Annotated in this window: 1 protein-coding gene; it reads left to right on the forward strand. The window is 66.8% G+C overall.

Annotated elements, in window-relative coordinates; genetic code table 11:
- Positions 1-628: IS110 family transposase (locus AAFX91_RS42085; protein ID WP_394570400.1), on the forward strand; the 628-nt coding region annotated here is incomplete at its 5' end.
- Positions 629-850 lie beyond the last annotated feature (222 nt).

The raw sequence follows: 850 nt of genomic DNA on the forward strand, positions 1-850 counted from the left end.
TGCGATCCGCGGCTACGCTGCCGAGTTCGGCCTGATCGCAGCCAAGGGGGTGGACAAGATCGAGCCGCTGTTGGCGCGGATTGCGCAGGACGAGAATCTTCCGGAGCTGGCGCGTGAGCTGTTCGTGGTACAGGGGCGTGAATACGCAAGGCTCGGGACCGAGCTGAAGGAGATCGAGGCCAAGCTGTTGGCTTGGCACCGGGCCAATGCCCTCAGCCGGCGCCTGGCGCAAATCCCTTCGATCGGCCCTATCATTGCGACCAGGATGGTGATGAAGACGTCCGATCCAGCCGCGTTCCGCTCCGGCCGGCACTTTGCCGCCTGGCTCGGCCTCACACCAAAGGACCATTCCACCGGCGGCAAGACCAGGCTCGGCAAGATCACGCGGGCCGGCGACGAGGACCTGCGCCGCCTGCTGGTGGTCGGGGCGACCGCGGTGATCCAGCAGGCGCGGCACGGCCGCGGCCATCCCTGGGGCTGGCTGGTCGCACTGCTCAAGCGCAAGCCGCCCAAGCTGGCCGCCGTGGCGCTCGCCAACAAGGTGGCCCGCATCGCCTGGAAGCTGATGGTGACCGGCGAGCGCTACGACGCGGCGCGGATGAATGCCATGCCGGCAACCGCCGCCTGACAAAGATTGGCCGACCGGCGGGCTCGCGCGCCGGCCGACCCGGAAGCTGCAAGAGCAGATGGAGCGATCGATCAATCAACGAGGCGAGACATTCCGTGGGACCCATTGGCCGCCAGCAGGTCGCCAGGTTGTTTGGAGCTCGCCTCGCGCATCCCATCTTGGCCAGCGATCATCCGATCGCATCAAACAGGCCGGACATATGGATGCAGCGATCCGATCACC

Source organism: Bradyrhizobium sp. 31Argb (assembly GCF_043638955.1).
Taxonomy (GTDB): Bacteria; Pseudomonadota; Alphaproteobacteria; order Rhizobiales; family Xanthobacteraceae; genus Bradyrhizobium.